General features: G+C 61.4%; 16 protein-coding genes. 8 read left to right on the top strand and 8 right to left on the bottom strand.

Annotated features, from left to right (window positions below):
- Nucleotides 1-42 precede the first annotated feature (42 nt).
- The 3 genes from H8696_RS02270 to H8696_RS02260 all read left to right on the top strand — a co-directional run bounded on the left by H8696_RS02270 (nucleotide 43) and on the right by H8696_RS02260 (nucleotide 2,772).
- A complete protein-coding gene (locus H8696_RS02270; protein WP_249314647.1) occupies nucleotides 43-963 on the top strand; it encodes a radical SAM protein in 921 nt (306 codons plus the stop codon).
- 12 nt (nucleotides 964-975) lie between these two features.
- Complete coding sequence (locus H8696_RS02265; protein ID WP_249314646.1) at nucleotides 976-1,833, top strand: pyridoxamine kinase; 858 nt, start codon at nucleotides 976-978, stop codon at nucleotides 1,831-1,833.
- A gap of 81 nt (nucleotides 1,834-1,914) precedes the next feature.
- Nucleotides 1,915-2,772 (top strand): AraC family transcriptional regulator, encoded by an 858-nt coding sequence (locus H8696_RS02260; protein WP_249315961.1) that lies wholly within the window; start codon nucleotides 1,915-1,917, stop codon nucleotides 2,770-2,772.
- A gap of 55 nt (nucleotides 2,773-2,827) precedes the next feature.
- Here H8696_RS02260 and H8696_RS02255 read toward each other — a convergent pair whose 3' ends face one another.
- From H8696_RS02255 to H8696_RS02235, 5 genes are all read right to left on the bottom strand, one after another.
- Nucleotides 2,828-4,198, bottom strand: a complete 1,371-nt coding sequence (locus H8696_RS02255) for an MATE family efflux transporter (protein ID WP_249314645.1) — start codon at nucleotides 4,196-4,198, stop codon at nucleotides 2,828-2,830.
- Nucleotides 4,188-4,778: a MarR family winged helix-turn-helix transcriptional regulator gene (locus H8696_RS02250; RefSeq protein WP_249314644.1), complete on the bottom strand. Its 591-nt coding sequence runs from the start codon at nucleotides 4,776-4,778 to the stop codon at nucleotides 4,188-4,190. Before H8696_RS02250 ends, H8696_RS02255 begins: the two co-directional genes overlap by 11 nt.
- 157 nt (nucleotides 4,779-4,935) lie before the next feature.
- Nucleotides 4,936-5,709: a DUF134 domain-containing protein gene (locus H8696_RS02245; RefSeq protein ID WP_249314643.1), complete on the bottom strand. Its 774-nt coding sequence runs from the start codon at nucleotides 5,707-5,709 to the stop codon at nucleotides 4,936-4,938.
- Between the two features lie 161 nt (nucleotides 5,710-5,870).
- Complete coding sequence (locus H8696_RS02240; RefSeq protein WP_249314642.1) at nucleotides 5,871-6,038, bottom strand: hypothetical protein; 168 nt, start codon at nucleotides 6,036-6,038, stop codon at nucleotides 5,871-5,873.
- 10 nt (nucleotides 6,039-6,048) lie between these two features.
- The gene (locus H8696_RS02235; protein ID WP_249314641.1) at nucleotides 6,049-6,492 is read right to left on the bottom strand and encodes a GatB/YqeY domain-containing protein; all 444 of its coding nucleotides are present in this window, start codon (nucleotides 6,490-6,492) and stop codon (nucleotides 6,049-6,051) included.
- A 62-nt stretch (nucleotides 6,493-6,554) separates the two neighbouring features.
- On the opposite strand from H8696_RS02235, the gene H8696_RS02230 reads away from it, so the two are divergent.
- Complete coding sequence (locus H8696_RS02230; RefSeq protein ID WP_249314640.1) at nucleotides 6,555-6,728, top strand: hypothetical protein; 174 nt, start codon at nucleotides 6,555-6,557, stop codon at nucleotides 6,726-6,728.
- An 11-nt stretch (nucleotides 6,729-6,739) separates the two neighbouring features.
- On the opposite strand, the gene H8696_RS02225 is transcribed toward H8696_RS02230, so the two are convergent.
- Complete coding sequence (locus tag H8696_RS02225; RefSeq protein ID WP_249314639.1) at nucleotides 6,740-7,654, bottom strand: NAD(P)-dependent oxidoreductase; 915 nt, start codon at nucleotides 7,652-7,654, stop codon at nucleotides 6,740-6,742.
- Between the two features lie 134 nt (nucleotides 7,655-7,788).
- On the opposite strand from H8696_RS02225, the gene H8696_RS02220 reads away from it, so the two are divergent.
- On the top strand, nucleotides 7,789-8,268 hold the full coding sequence (locus H8696_RS02220) for a pyridoxamine 5'-phosphate oxidase family protein (protein WP_249314638.1): 480 nt from the start codon (nucleotides 7,789-7,791) through the stop codon (nucleotides 8,266-8,268).
- 41 nt (nucleotides 8,269-8,309) lie between these two features.
- Here the strand turns inward: H8696_RS02220 and H8696_RS02215 are convergent, their stop codons facing one another.
- The gene (locus tag H8696_RS02215) at nucleotides 8,310-8,510 is read right to left on the bottom strand and encodes a hypothetical protein (protein WP_249314637.1); all 201 of its coding nucleotides are present in this window, start codon (nucleotides 8,508-8,510) and stop codon (nucleotides 8,310-8,312) included.
- A gap of 193 nt (nucleotides 8,511-8,703) precedes the next feature.
- On the opposite strand from H8696_RS02215, the gene H8696_RS02210 reads away from it, so the two are divergent.
- From H8696_RS02210 to H8696_RS02200, 3 genes are all read left to right on the top strand, one after another.
- On the top strand, nucleotides 8,704-9,513 hold the full coding sequence (locus tag H8696_RS02210; protein ID WP_249314636.1) for a MerR family transcriptional regulator: 810 nt from the start codon (nucleotides 8,704-8,706) through the stop codon (nucleotides 9,511-9,513).
- 144 nt (nucleotides 9,514-9,657) lie between these two features.
- Nucleotides 9,658-10,611 carry an arginase family protein gene (locus H8696_RS02205; RefSeq protein WP_249314634.1) on the top strand — a complete coding sequence of 318 codons (954 nt, stop codon included), beginning with the start codon at nucleotides 9,658-9,660 and terminating at the stop codon, nucleotides 10,609-10,611.
- A 122-nt stretch (nucleotides 10,612-10,733) separates the two neighbouring features.
- The gene (locus H8696_RS02200) at nucleotides 10,734-12,584 is read left to right on the top strand and encodes an ABC transporter substrate-binding protein (RefSeq protein ID WP_249314633.1); all 1,851 of its coding nucleotides are present in this window, start codon (nucleotides 10,734-10,736) and stop codon (nucleotides 12,582-12,584) included.
- Nucleotides 12,585-12,681: 97 nt separating this feature from the next.
- Here H8696_RS02200 and H8696_RS02195 read toward each other — a convergent pair whose 3' ends face one another.
- Nucleotides 12,682-14,379, bottom strand: a complete 1,698-nt coding sequence (locus H8696_RS02195; RefSeq protein ID WP_249314632.1) for an ATP-dependent metallopeptidase FtsH/Yme1/Tma family protein — start codon at nucleotides 14,377-14,379, stop codon at nucleotides 12,682-12,684.
- Nucleotides 14,380-14,428 lie beyond the last annotated feature (49 nt).

The raw sequence follows: 14,428 nt of genomic DNA, 5'->3' as shown, positions 1-14,428 counted from the left end.
GGCCGTTTTGGAGTAAGATATGGGAAATGGAGGCGAAAATCAATGGGTGAAATGAAGCATGTATTCGGGCCGGTGCCCTCCCGCAGGCTGGGCCGGTCCCTTGGAATCAGTCCCATCCCCAAGAAGACCTGCAACTATTCCTGCGTCTACTGCCAGCTGGGACGCACCAACCCCATGACGGCGACGCCCCAGACATTCTATCCCGTGGAAGAGATTCTGGACGAATTTGCCCGGGCGCTCATGGAGATTGAGTACGACGTGGTCACCATCGTGGGCGAGGGCGAACCCACCCTCTACCGCGGGCTGGGCCAGCTGATCGAGGGCGTGAAAGCCCTTACAGATAAACCCGTTGCCGTCATCACCAACGGGGCGCTCCTGACCGATCCGGCGGTGGCGGCGGCGCTCATGGGCGCGGACATCGTGCTGCCCTCCCTCGACGCCTACGACGAGGCCAGCTTCAAGCGGATCGACCGGCCGGTGGGCAGCATCCGTTTTGAAGCGGTGCAGGATGCCCTCCGCCGGTTCACCCGGGCCTATTCGGGGGAGCTTTGGCTGGAGATCATGCTGGTTGCGGGCATGAACGACAGCGACGAGGCGCTCTCAGGCTTTCAGGCCATTTTGCGGGAGCTAAGCTACGACCGGCTGTACATCAACGCGCCGGTGCGGCCGCCGGCGGAGCGGGACGTTGCCGCGCCCCCGCCGGAGCGGATGGCCGAGGCGGTGGAGCGCCTCGGCGGCGTATCCATCGACATGCTGACGGACGGCGCCTTTGACAGCGAGATCGCGGACGACTTTGAGGCCGCGGCCAGCATCATCCGCCGCCATCCCATGAACCAGCACGAGATCGAAAGCTTCATCCGGGGCCGGGGCGGCGACCCCGCCGCCATCCTCGCCCGGCTCGACGCCGATCCCGCCATCGAGGCGGTGGCCTACAAGGGCTACACCACCTACCGTTTTAAATAAGGAGGAATCGCCATGATCAAGAAGGTGGCCGCCATCCACGATCTTTCCGGCTTTGGCCGGGCGTCCCTTTGCACCATCATCCCCATCCTGTCCACCCTGGGCGTGCAGGTCTGCCCCCTGCCCACCGCCGTTTTGTCCACCCACACCGGGGGCTTTCAGCACTACAGCTTCCTGGACCTGACGGACAACATGGTGGAGATGATCGGGCACTGGAAGGAGCTGGGGCTCAGGTTCGAGTGCGTGTATTCGGGCTTCCTCGGCTCGCCGCGGCAGATCGCCGTGGTGGCGGACTTCATCGATCATTTCGGGAAGGACAATCTGGTGGTGGTGGACCCGGTGATGGGCGACGACGGCCGGCTGTACAGCTCCATGACCGAGGAGATGACCCGGGGCATGCGGGGCCTGGTGAAAAAGGCGAACATCATCACCCCCAACTTCACCGAGGCCGCCTTCCTGCTGGGGAAGGATGTCGGCCTCCGTCCCGGTCCGGCGGAGCTGAAGGACTGGCTCCTCGCCCTTTCCGATCTGGGGCCGGAGACGGTGGTCATCACCAGCGCTCCCGCCGAGAGCGAACGCTCCACCGCCGTTATCGCCTACGACCGCAGGAACGAAACCTTCTGGAAGGTGGGCTGCCCCTACGTGCCCGCCTCCTACCCCGGCACCGGCGACGCCTTCGCCAGCGTGCTCATCGGGGGCCTGCTTGGCGGGGACAGCCTGCCGGTGGCTCTGGACCGGGCAGTGCAGTTCATCTACCAGTGCATCAAGGCCAGCTACGGCTTCGACTACCCCCGCCGGGAGGGCGTGCTTCTGGAGCGGGAGCTGGGCCTTCTCAAGATGCCCGTGCTCATCAGCGGATACGAAATGGTGTAAAGCTCCGGACAAAACTGAGCAAGCAAAATCGGGCGCGGCCGCTTGCCAAATGTTACACTGGGGGCGGAAGGAGTGATGGACATGGAATGGGCCGAATCCATTGGCACAGCTATCGAATACATTGAAGCGCATCTCGGCGAAGCATTGAGCGTGAAATCGATTGCAAAAAGGGTCAACCTCTCCCCTTTCTATTTCCAAAAGGGGTTCAGCCTCCTGTGCGGCTTGACCCTCATGGAATATGTCCGCAACCGCAGGCTCACGCTGGCCGGGCAGGAGCTGGCGGCCACCGACGGAAAGGTGCTGGATACCGCGCTCAAGTACGGCTACGATTCCCCCGACAGCTTTACCAAGGCTTTCACCCGATTCCATGGGATCACGCCTTCCGAGGCTCGGCGGAAGGGAAGGACGCTGAAGTCCTTCGCGCCGCTGAAGCTCAAAATTGTGTTGGAAGGTGGTTATATGATGGACTATCGAATCGTACGGAAAGCAGGTTTCACCGTGATGGGCGTGGCAAAGCGCTTCAAGTATGAGGGCGCGAAGGATGAAATCCCCCAGTTTTGGGCCGATCATTTCGCCGGGGACGGCGGAAAAAAGGTGTGCGGCATGTTTGGCGTGAACATCGACGAAAAAATGTCGGGCAACGAATTTGAATACTGGATCGCCGATCTGTACAATCCGGCCGGCGATATCCCGGAGGGCTGTGAAACCGTGGAGATCCCCCCTTTCACCTGGGCGGTATTCCCCAGCGACGGGCCCATGCCCGAATCCCTGCAGGCCGTCAACAGGAAGATCTTTTCCGAATGGCTGCCGGCGGCGAAGGACTACAAATTTGCGGCGGGCTACTGCATCGAAATGTATGCCGCGCCGGACCAGTATCCGAACGGGACCCGCGACGAAAATTATCACTCGGAAATTTGGATCCCCATTGAGCAAAAATGAGCCCCTGTAAAGCGAAAAAAGGCCGCACCCAATGGGTGCGGCTTTTTGGTGCCGTCTATTCGCTTTGCAGGATGTATTTTCGGGTCTTCCATTTGCCGGTGAGGTAGTAGACGCCGCCGATGAAGAAGGGCACGAAGCCCGCGATGGCGTCGCCGTACCAAAAACCCAGATACCCCATGCCCGCCGTCACGCCCATCAGAAGGGCGATGCCGATGCGGGCCAGGATGCCGTCCAGCAGCGCCACGGCAAAGTTCAGCCTGTAGTTGCCCGAACCATTGATGAAGGCGTTCATGGGCGAACGGAAGGCGGTGGATGCAAACACCAGCACCGCAACGGGGATGTACTGCATGCACACGGCGAGCACCGCCGGGTCGCTGGAGAAGATGCCGAACACCGCCGACGGGAAGATGAGGATGACGGCGGCCATCACGGCGGAGCAGGCGGCGCAAAGGATGAAGGAAACCGACAGGATCTTCGGCACCCGCTCGTACTTCTCCGCGCCGATGTTCTGGCCCACCATGGAGCTGCCCGCGGCGTTCACCGAGTTGGAGATGAGGTTGCTGACGGTGCTGAGCTTGTTGCCGATGCCCGCCACCGCCGAGACGGCCACGCCGTAGCTGTTGATATAGGAATTGACGAACAGCTTGGAGAAGTGCACCGCCGCGCTCTTGATGGCCATGGGCACGCCCAGCTTGAGAAGGGTGGACAGTTCCGTCCTGTCCGGCAGGAAGTCCTTCGCCCGGATGGAAAAGCCCAGGCTCTGGCGCCTGCGGTACAGGAACACCGCCGCCGCCACGAAGCTGAGGCCCTGTCCGATCACCGTGGCCAGCGCCGCGCCGAAGGCTTCCATGCCCAGTCCCGCCACGAATACCAGGTCCAGCACCAGGTTCAGCACGGCCGCCGCCGCTACGAAGATGAAGGGATGCCTCGAATCCCCCATACCCCGGAGCACGGCGCTCACCGTGTTGTAGCCATAGATGAAGATGAGCCCCGCCATGGAGGTGACGGCATAGCTCATGGCGTTGTCCCAGGCTTCCGGCGGGGTGTTCATCCACTGCAGGATGGGCGTTCGGATGATGAAGCACACCACGCTCAGGATCACGGCGCAGGCCATCAAAAAGGTGGTCATGGTGCCCACCAGCCGGCCCACCCGCTCCCGCCGCTCGGCGCCGATGTATTGGGAGATGATCACCTGTCCGGCGCTGGCAAAGCCCATGGCGATGAAGGTGAGAAAACTCAGCACGTCGCCGCCGATGGACACCGCCGAAAGCCCGGCGCTGCCTACGAACTGGCCCACCACCACCATGTCCACCATGTTGTAGACCACCTGCAGGAGATTGGACAAAAACAGGGGCGCCGCAAAGCGCAGCAGCTGCCGGGGCACGCTGCCGGTGGTGAAATCCTGAATGAGCTCCCTAGATTTCACGGCGTTCACCCCCCTTTGACCCCTCCGGGGCCCGGGCGGAACGGCAGGGCTCCTCCGGCAGGGGGATGCATTTAAGCCAGTGGGGATAGAGCTTCCTCAGCAGCGCCGCAAAGGCCTGCCGCTCCTCCTGCGTCAGCACGGACAGCAGCCGTTCCGCCTCGAACTTTCGGACCCGCTCGTATTCCCGGGCCTGCATGCGGCCCTTATCGGTGAGGATCACCCGGAAGGTGCGCTGGTCCTCCCCCTTCTCCCGGACGATGCTTCCCTCCTTCTCCATCTTCCCGAGGAGCTCGCTCATGGACGAGGAGCGCATCCCCGCCGCCTCCTGGAGCTCCCGCTGGGTCATGGAGGTTCGGCCCAGCAAAACGGTGAGCAGCCTCGGCCTGCCCGTGGACTTTTTCCAGTGGTGGTGGAGCCTTGCCAGAGGCAGGAACGCCGCCATGACGTCGTCCGCCTCCCGGTCCCCCTTCCCCACCTTTTCGATGGGTATGCCCGCCGCCTCCGCAAAGGCCAGCCCCTTTTCACACAGGATGGCGTCAAAGGGGCACGCCTTTTCGCAGCCGGTGCAGATCTTTGTCATCTCCATTCCTCCCTTTGTCCCGAACCCTTCGGCAAAATCGCTAGGTACCTTCCAATTTTAGCACCCCCGCAAAGAATTTGCAAGGTACCTAGCAAAAAGACGAAAAAAAGGACCCGCGAAGGGGTCCTCATGGGAATCGTATGGGAAATGGACGGGCTTATGCCTGGCCGGAGTGTCCGCCGTGACCGTGACACTCGTGGCCCTCGCCGTGGCCGTGACACGCGTGGCCCTCGCCGTGACCGTGGCACTCATGGCCCTCGCCGTGGTGATGGCCGCCCTCGTGATCGTGATCGTGGTCGCACACCGCGCCGGTGGAGACCAGCTCTCCGGCCAGATAGCGCTCCACCGCAGCCTTCGCGCTGCCCGACGCGCCGGTGATCACCTCAAGGCCCGCCCGCCGGCAGTTCTCCTGGGCGCCCCGGCCCATACCCCCGGCGATAACCACACCCGCGCCGGCGTTCTTCAAAAAGGTGGGCAGAAAGCCGCACTGATGGCCGGGACTGGGCAGGTTCTCCCAGGTCTTGGCCTCCGGGTCGTAGAGGTTGAAGTTCTCACAGTGTCCGAAATGGGGGGACACCTCCTGTCCCATGCTGGCTACAGCAATCTTCATAAAATCATGCTCCTTTCCGTAATGGGGGCAGCGCCCGCAAAGACGGTACTCGCCCCCGTGGATGGCGAGCCCCCGGCCGTTGACCAAAAAATCGGCAAGCTTCCGCCGGGCCCGGTCGTAGATGCCCTGAACGGTGGTGCGGGCCACGCCCATCTGCCCGGCGGCTTCCTCCTGGCTGAGGCCCGCAAGATCGATCAGGCGGACCGCCTCGTATTCGTCCACGGTGAGACGGATCTCCTCCCCGGCTTCGCCGTCCAGCGGCCCGAACCGCGCCCGGCAGGGCATCCGGCACACCCTGCGGCATTTCGGTGGTCTGGCCACGGACTCACCCCCTTTTAATTGACATATGTCATGAATTCCTTCCCCTTCAGTATACCCCATTTCCGGCATATGTCAATTACTTTGCAAAAAAAAGCCCGGACAGCGTCCGGGTGCCAAATGGCTGGCTCTTTCCTTGGCCCGCAGTCCCCAAATTGAATCCTTCAGCTACTTTTTGCGGTACAAGGCATCGCACTGCCCGCCGCTCTCCAGGAAAAGGAAGGTATCCGCGTGCATCCCGGCGGGCGGAGCAGGCACTCGATGATGGTCCGGTCGATGTTCCCTTCCCCCGACTGGTCGTAGATGGTGAACAGATTGCCGATAAAGTGCATAGGACGCCTCCTATGATTTCAGGTATTCGCCCACCAGGCGGTTGACCAGGCCGCCGTCGGCCTTGCCCTTCACCTTTGGCATGAGCTCTCTCATCACAAGACCCTTCTGTTTTGCCGTGGGCGGCTCGGGGAAGGCGGCCAGCACCGTCTCGATGACGGCGCGGATCTCACCCTCGTCCATCATCTTCGGCGCGAATTCCTCAAGAACAGCCAGGCGGTCCTCGCATTCCTTGACGATATCCTCCCGGCCGCGGGCGCTGTCCAGCGTCTCCTGCGTTTGCTTGATTTCCCGCATGACGATGGCGTCCTCCTCCTCGGCCGTGAGCTCCGCCCGCTTATCCTTGGCTTTCGCCTTCAAGGCGGACAGCAGCAGGGACAGGGTGGTCTTGCGCGCCCCGTCGTGGGCCTTCATGGCCGCGACCATGGCCTTTTGCACCGCTTCGGTTTTGCTCATTCAAAAATACCTCCTTCATGTTTCCCCCTTCCCCGGGCCATACTAGGCGGGGAGGTGATTTAATGGATCACAATCATTACATGGACGACCCGAATCTTCGGGACTACTACGCGAAACTGCCCGGACATATCCAGTCCAGGCTCCTGCGGGCGAATCTTGAGATTTCCACCCTGGGCGAACTCATGCTGTGGGCGGAGCACTTCAAGATGGACGAGCCGAAGGACCGGAAGCCCTAGGGCCGGCATCCTCACGGCCGGCTTTGGCCGGCGGACGGACCGGCAAGAAAGGCCCGGGCGTTTTCCACCACCTTCTTTGAGAGGCGCCGAACCTCCTCCGCCGACCCGCCGGAGCCCTTGTTTGCCATGAGGACGCCCGGCGCGTCCGGCAGCTCCCAGTTCATGGCGGCCACCCTATCGCAGATGTAATAGTTGTTCCCCCGGCGGAGCCAGCGCTCCAGGGCGGCGGCGTCAAAGGAGGGTCCGATGGCGGTGTTGATCAGGATCTTGCCGTCGCCGAAGGCGTCAAATTCCCGCTCTCCCAGCAGGAAGGTGTTCTTCGGCAGGTGGGTGGAGACGCAGTCGCAGGTTTTTAAAAGTTCGGCGAGGGGCAGGTAGGCGATGCCTTCCGCCTCGGCGTCCGGCTTTCTCGTGCGGCTGTAGTAATAGACCTCCGCCTTGAAGAACCGAAGAGCCCGGGCCAGCATGCGGCCCACGGTGCCAAGGCCCACGATGCCCACCCTGAGGGCGGACAGCTCGTGGGGCTCCCCCCTCCATTGATGTTCGCCAAATCCGTGCAGCAAACGCACCAGCTCGGCGATGATGAACTCCACCACTCCGTCGTCGCCGTAGTCAAAGATGCCAGTGACGGCGATCCCCCGCTCCCGGCAGGCGCGGATATCCACATTGGCGCTGTCCTCGCCGTAAAGGCTGCAGCACATGCCGATGTACCTGAGCTCCGGACACTTCTCGATGACCCTTCCCGGGATGGGCGTCTTCCAGGAGACGAGAACGCCGTCGGCGCCCGCCATCCGTCCGAGCAGCTCCGCCTCATCCTTCGGCTCGCCGGGATAGAAGACCGCCGTCTCGGCCAGCTCCGCGAGAGCGCCGCGGCCCGCTTCGTTCACCCGGGTCTCGTCCACCGCCGCCAGTCTTTTGAATTTCATGGCATTTCTCCTCCACTTTTTTCTATTTAAGATTCCCCAAAAGTTCCTTAGTTCCTCTTTTTATGGTAGGATGATGGAAAGGCGTTCCGCGCCGGACGGCGCCGGACCGATCAAACCTTGAAGGAGTGACCGCCATGTATCAACCCATGCGCAAGGCCGACCGCGCTCTCACCCCCGCGGAAAGCCTCCAACTGCTGATGAAAGGGGAATACGGCTTTCTCGCCACCGTGGACAGGGAGGGCCAGCCCTACGCCGTGCCGCTGTCCTACGTGCTGATGGACGGGGCCATCTACTTTCACACTGCTTTGGAGGGGTATATGCTGGACAATCTCCGCCATGAGAGCCGCACCCATTTCACCGTGGTGGGCGAAACGGAGCCCCACCTTGAGGGCAAAGCCAACTTCACCACCTCCTTTGAGAGCGTGATGGTCTTTGGCCGGGCCTTTGAGGTGACAGACCGGGAGGAGCGGACAAAGGCGCTTCTCGCCCTTTGCGAAAAGTATGTGCCCGGCCACACCGAGATGGCCCGGAAGGTCTCCGCCGCCTGTGTGCGCTCCGCGGTATGGAAGGTTTCGCTGGATCATGTGACCGGCAAGGCGAAGCGTAAGCTTTAAATGAGCAAAAAAAGGCTGCTCCGGGGAGCAGCCTTTTTCCGTCACTTTTTTCGCCGCCGCACCACCAGCACCACCGTGACGGCCAGCGCCGCCGCGATCAGCACCAGCATTGCCGGAAGCCCCCAGCCCATACCGTTATGGCCGGTGGCCGCGATGGAAGGCGCCGAGGGCGCCGCCAGCGCGGGGACGGTTCCAAGGACGAGGATCCAAGACGTCAGCAGCATGGATACCGGCTTTTTCATGGAAATGCCCTCCAGTTCTATTATTCCCCAACATTATACCATGAATGCCGCCGCACAATCCATCCTATTATCGCAGTAACAGACATATTTTTACTTTTTTCCCGCTTCTCACCCTGGAATTCTCTTGAAATCCAGAACCGGATGGGCTATAATACCCACAGATATAAGACAAATATGTATGGAGGCGTTTCCCATGAAAGAGGGTTATACCATCGGCGAAGTGGCCCGGATGCTGGGTCTTGGCACGGAAACGGTACGTTTTTATGTCAAAAAAAACCTGGTCCATCCCTCGGTGATGGAGAACGGCTATCAAATCTTCAATCTGTACAACATCCAGGAGCTCATCGAAGTCATCTATTTCCGCAATCTGGACGTGCCCATCTCCCAGCTGCGTTCCCTATTGGAACGGACGAGTCCGGAACTGGTGAACGAAATCCTCCAGGAGAAGAAGGGGAAAATCGAGGAGACCATCCGCTTCCAGCAGCATCTGCTCAAAAAGATCGAGTACTTTGAGCGGGAGCGGGCGGAAACGGAGGAAAATCTGGGAAAATGTATTCTGACCCAGATCCCCGACTCCTATATACTCTACGAGGGCGAGGAGGACGAACCCTTTTACGTGCACAACCGGGGCAGGCTGTGCCCCGATCAGGTGGCGCTGTACAACGGCTTTCGGAAATATCGCTACACCCCTTCCCCCGAGGGCGGGCTCACGCTGAGCAAGGAGGGCGCGCTCATCGTTTTTTACAGGAGGATCGCACGGGAGCTTGGCATCACCGAGCGTTTCCGGGGCCTAGCCACGCTGAAGGCCGTGGATACCCTCAAGCTTTTGGTGCATCTTGAGGAAGGCGCCCTGCGCGAAGAACAGCTTTCGCCCCTCTTCCAGCGGGCGGAGGAGCTGGGCCTTCGCCACGGCAGCGTCCTATACATCCGCCGCTACACCTCCACCGCCTACACCGATCCCCATCACTTCTATGCGGACATCCATCTGCCCATTGAAAAGTAAGTGCAGACCCTCCCCACAGGCCCTTGCGCCCCTGTGGGGCTTTTTTTAGCCTTTTTTTTACAGGACATATTGACCCCGTACCTGGTACAGGGTTTATAGTGGAACGGATGAAACAAATTTGTTATTCAAGGAGAGATGTCAGCCATGAACTTTACCGTGCACACACCCGCTGATATGGGCCTTACCGGCATTGCCACCTTCGCAAAAAGCCCCCTTTGCACCGATCTAACAAATTTGCAGGCGGATATCGCCGTTTTGGGCGCGCCCTGTGACATCGCGGTACAGGGCAAGCCCGGCGCCCGCATGGGCCCGCGGGCCATCCGGGATGCCTCCACCGGCTTTCGCATGAGCGAGGACGGCTTTTACGACCCGGAGCGGGACGATTACTTCCTCAGCGCCCGGCGCTGGAAACTGGCGGACTGCGGCGACGCGGACTATGTGCCCGGCGACCTTGCCGCCACCTTCGACAACATCGAAAACGCGGTGCGCCTTATGGCCCGTTCCGGCGCGCTGCCGGTGGTGCTGGGCGGGGACCATTCCGTCTCCATCCCCGTATCCCGGGGCCTTGACGAAGTCGGGGATTTCAACGTGATTCACATCGACGCCCATCTGGACTGGACCTCCCACTGCGGCGACGCCCTGCTGTTCAACGGGTGTCCCTGCCGGAGGATGGCGGAACTGCCTTATGTAAAGCGTATGTTCCATCTGGGCATCCGGGGCACGGGCAGCTCGAAAAAAAGCGACTACGATGACGCCCGCTCCCGCGGCGATGTTATTCTCTCTCCCAAGGCCATGCGGGCCATGGGATGGGACCAGGTGACGGCGCTCTTCCCCAGGGGTGAAAAATATTATGTAACCATTGATATCGACGGTTTCGACGCCGTGCTCTGCCCGGGCACCGGGGCGCCCTCCTTTGGCGGGCTCCTCTTCGACGAGGTGATGGCCCTGCTGGAAGGGGCTGCCGCCGCAGGGCAGGTGATCGCGGTGGATCTGGTGGAGGTGGCCCCGCCCTACGACGATCGTTCGGGCACCACGGCCCATCTGGCCGCCACCACGCTGATGAACTTCCTCGGCTACATCACCAAGGCGCAGGAATAGCGGGCAGGGAGGCCCGGCCGGGTGAATGCCTGCGGACCGTCGTTCGCCCATTCTTTTGAAGGCTGCTCCGCTCCATTTGAGGACGGGGAGTCAAAATATATTTTATCTGAGGAGGATTGACAATGAAAGGGAACCTAAAAAAGCTCCTGTGTCTCATGCTTGCCATCGCTATGCTGACCATGTTGGTAGCCGGCTGCGGCGGCGGCGGAGACAGCAAGGAGAGCGCGAAGCCCAGCGCGTCCGCTGGCGCTGACAAGGACAAGGACACGGACAAGGATGCCGACAAGGACAAGGATGCCAGCAGCGACAAGCCTTTGGCTGAACTGCCCCGCAACGAAACGCTGTACCTGGGCGGCCAGATCTTTACCCCGCCCACGAACTTCAACCCCCTCTCCGGTACGGGCACCTACCCCACCAGCAGCGCGAGGGTGCCGCTCATCTATGAGACGCTGTTCATGTACAACCCCCTGGACGGCGGCCTCGAGCCCCTCTTGGGCACCACCTACGAGTGGATCGACGACAACACCCTCCAGGTGAAGCTGAACCCCGACGCGAAGTGGTCCGACGGCGAGAAGCTGACCGCGAAGGATGTGGAGTTCACCTACAAGATGTCCCAGACCCTGGCCATCTACTGCGCCGACACCTGGGATGTCTGCGAGGACATCAAGGCTGTGGACGATGAGACCATCAACTTTGTGCGCAAGGAAGGCGTCGGCAAGATGCTGATCGAGCGCGAGATCATGAAGGTCTGCATCCTGCCCGAGCACATCTGGGCGCCCATGATGGAGACCATGGAGGAAGCCGAGATCCGTCAGTTCGAGAACTTCGATCCCGTCGGCTCCGGTTCCTACAAGGTTTACTACTATGACGACACCCGCGTGGTCCTCATCCGGGACGATAACTACTGGGGCCAGGCTCCCTCCATGTTCGGCAAGCTGGCCGAGCCCAAGTACATCGCCCACGTAATCTTCAAGGACAACAACGCCAACACCACCGCCATGCAGGCCGGTGAGATCGACTACAACGAGAACTTCATTCCCCAGATGTGGAAACTGTGGGAGAATGGCGAGCCCTACCATTCCTACATGGATGAGCTCCCCTACTACGAACCCGGTATGCTGGTCTCGCTGTACTTCAACCTGACCAAGCCCGGTCTTGACAATCCCGACGTTCGCCGTGCTATCGGCTACGCTATCAACTATCCCCAGATCATCGAGCTTGCAATGAGCGGCTATTCCCCCGACGTGGTGCCCTCCCTCCTCATGCCCGATGAGATGGAGAAGTACCTGATCGAGGACGATGAGCTGAAATCCCTCCGCTGGACCTATGATCCCGACAAGGCCAATGAGATCCTGGACGGCCTCGGCGCCAAGAAGGGTTCGGATGGCGTCCGCGTGCTGCCCGACGGCACCCGCCTCGGTTTCTGGGGTCTTGAGTGCCCGAAGGGCTGGAGCGACTGGACCGCTTCCCTTGAAATCGTGGCCCAGAGCCTCAAGGCCGTGGGTATCGACGCCGGTTCCGAGCTGCCCGAGCAGTCCGTGTGGCTGAACGATTCCCAGACCGGTGAGTTTGACATGATCATGCAGCGGCCCGCAGCTTATGTGGATCCCTCGCAGCCCTATGCCCGCTGCAAGTTCATCATGGAGGGTTCCAACACCCCCGCCATCGGCGAGCAGACCTTTGAGAACTACAACCGCTACAACAACGAGGAAGCCACCAAGCTGGTGCAGCAGATCGCCGTCACCGAGGACGAAGAAGAGCTGAAGAAGCTGTACACCGCCCTTGACAAGATCTACCTCACCGATATTCCGGTGGTCACCCTCATGTACCGCCCGCTGACCTTCTACTCCGTGTATGAAGGCGTGTGGACCGGATTCGTGCGGGAAGGCGACGGCAGCAACCTGCCCGGTATCTCCTGCTTCCCGTACGCCTCCTACAAGATGCTCTACAACCTCAAGCTTGTAGACAAGTAATTTTGATCTCTAGGGAAAGATCCTCTTTTTGAAAAAGGGTCCGCCATCTCGGCGGACCCCCTTTTTTTATGGATGAGAACCGGCTCGCGGTTCCTTTTTATGCGGCGATGAGCCCGTCCAGGGTGCTCTCGTCCAGCACCTCGTCCTCGAGGAGCTTTCTTGCGATGCGGGCAAGCCGCCCGCCGTTCTCCTTCAAAAGGGCCGCAGCCCGCTGATACTGGACCTCAAGCAGGGCGGCCATATCCTTTTCCAGCGGCTCCTTGCCCTCCCGGTAGACCAGGCTGTCCCCCATGCCCAGCTGGCCCAGATAGGCCGCCGCCAGGCGGGAGGCCTCGCGAAGATCGTTCTCCGCTCCCGCGGTCACACCGTCCTCGCCGAAGGCCAGCGCCTCCGCCGCCCGTCCGGCGAGCAGAATCTGCATCTGATGCTCGAGGTCCACCCGGCGCAGCAGTCCCCGCTCCGGCGGAATCCGCAGGCTGTAGCCGCCCATGCCGCCGGTGGACGGGATGATGCTCACCCGGGGCACCGAGCTCTCCGGAGAGACCAGTTTGGTCAAAAGCGCGTGGCCCGCCTCGTGCACCGCCGTCACCCGCCGGTCCACGAGGGGGATCTGGTCCCGCTCCAGCTTCTCAAAGCCGGTGAGCACCCGGTAATAGGCCTGGTCCAGATCCGCCATGGAGATCCTGCCGCCGCCCCGCTTCGCCGCGGCGATGGCCGCCTCATTGACGAGATACTCCAGCTTGGCGCCGGAAAAATACACGCACCTGCGGGCCAGGGCGTCCACGTCCACATCCTCCACCGGCTTGCCCTCGAGGTAGTGCTGGAGGATGCGCCGGCGGGCGGGCAGATCGGGCAGGCCGATCTCGATGTGCCGGTCGAAACGGCCGGGCCGGAGCAGCGCCTCGTCCAGGGTGTCCGCCCGGTTGGTGGCCGCCACCACCACGATCCCCTCGTCCCCCTTGAAGCCGCTCATCTCGGACAAAAGGGCGTTCAGGGTCTGATCCCGCTCGTCACTGCCGCCGTCGCCGCCGGCCTGACGCTTCTTGCCCAGGGCGTCGATCTCATCGATGAAGATGACGCATTTGCCGTGGCCCCGCGCCTTCTTGAAGAGCTCCCGCACCCTGGAGGCGCCCACGCCCACGTACATCTGCACAAAATCCGAGCCGGAAAGGGCATAGAAGGCCACCCCCGCCTCCCCGGCGAGGGCGCGGGCCATCAGGGTCTTGCCCGTGCCCGGCGGGCCGTAAAACAAAACGCCCCGGGGCATACGGGCGCCGTACCGCTGGAATTTGGCCGGATCCCGCAGAAATTCCACCAGCTCCTCCATGCTCCTTTTCGCTTCCTCATTGCCCGCCACGTCCTGGAAGGTGACCGGCCGGGCCGGCGCCGCTTCGGCAACGTTCTTCGCCTCAATGGCGGAGACCGTCTTTTTGTTCCGGCTGCGAAGAATGAGGAACATGCCGCCGATCAGAATGCCACCGGTGATGAGGTTGGCGGAAACCTGAGCGCCGGCGCCGCCCTCCTTCACCGCCACACCCTTTTCAAGCAGCATCTCCTTGAAATCCTCGCTTCTGGGGTTGTCGGTGGTGAAGGTTTCACCCGTCGCCGTTTTGCCCTTGATCTTCTCGCCGGAGCCCAGCGTCACCTCGCCAATCCCGCCCCGGTCCACCGCCTTCAGGAAAGCGGGGTAGGCGAGATAGGCGGGCTCTTCGCGATTTTCCACAATGACAGCGGCCGTGATCAGCACCAAAATCAGCGCGGCCACGGCCCACATCATCCATTTTTTCCGAAACACATGGATAACCTCCTTTGAACCATACTTATTATAACGGAGCTTATCCCGT

Source organism: Gehongia tenuis (assembly GCF_014384795.1).
Classification (GTDB): Bacteria; Bacillota; Clostridia; order Christensenellales; family NSJ-53; genus Gehongia; species Gehongia tenuis.
Note: the sequence above shows the minus strand (reverse complement) of the source record. Positions and strands in the feature narration are given on the sequence as shown.